Here is a 624-nt window from a genome sequence, read left to right as displayed (position 1 = left end):
TTTTACAAGTTCACTGTTTTCAAATAACTCCCATAGATTAGTAGGTGCATTATAGTTTTGTACACCATTGTAGAACACACAAAGGGTACACAAAAGGAAATTTTTTATTTCCTGTCGCTTTCCTATGATATTCAAAAATAAAATATCTACTATAGATTTCTTTAGGCTACGCTCTACAAAACTATCTTTTTTCCTTTCTAAGAGCTTCAAAAGAAAGTAAAGTTTTGATATGTGGCGGTAAGGTAGGTTTCAAAGAACTCTTGAGTAACTATAGGGTTTTCAAATGCAGCTCTTATAACCTCATCATGTTTTGGCTTGTTATTTTTCTTTTTAGACATAAATGTTATTTTTTGATAAAAAACATTATATAAGGTTCTTTATTATGAGTATATAAATAACTAATAAATTTTTTATCGCTATTTGTAATGAAGATCAATTAAATTTTGATCTAGCACTTGAGCAATTAGAAGATAGCGAATCTTTAAACTCAAAAGATAAAGCAAGGTTAGAAAAAATTTGCTCTTTTCAAGTAGAAGACGGAATGGTGCGTTTGGAGGTAGCAAAGGGTTATGATTGCTTACTACGTCTTTATCTAGACAAAAATGCTACTTTAGTTCAGCAATA

At 29.6% G+C, this 624-nt stretch carries 2 pseudogenes; one reads left to right on the top strand and one right to left on the bottom strand.

Annotated elements, in window-relative coordinates:
* Positions 1–210, bottom strand: a pseudogene (locus O6R16_RS08015) (Rpn family recombination-promoting nuclease/putative transposase); the annotation flags it as partial.
* A 184-nt stretch (positions 211–394) separates the two neighbouring features.
* Here O6R16_RS08015 and O6R16_RS08010 point away from each other — a divergent pair.
* Positions 395–624, top strand: a pseudogene (locus O6R16_RS08010) (glycosyltransferase family 8 protein); the annotation flags it as partial.

This window comes from Candidatus Rickettsia tasmaniensis, assembly GCF_036857515.1.
GTDB lineage: Bacteria > Pseudomonadota > Alphaproteobacteria > Rickettsiales > Rickettsiaceae > Rickettsia > Rickettsia rickettsii.
The sequence above is the reverse complement of the archived record's forward strand: the minus strand, read 5'-3'. Positions and strand labels throughout refer to the sequence as shown.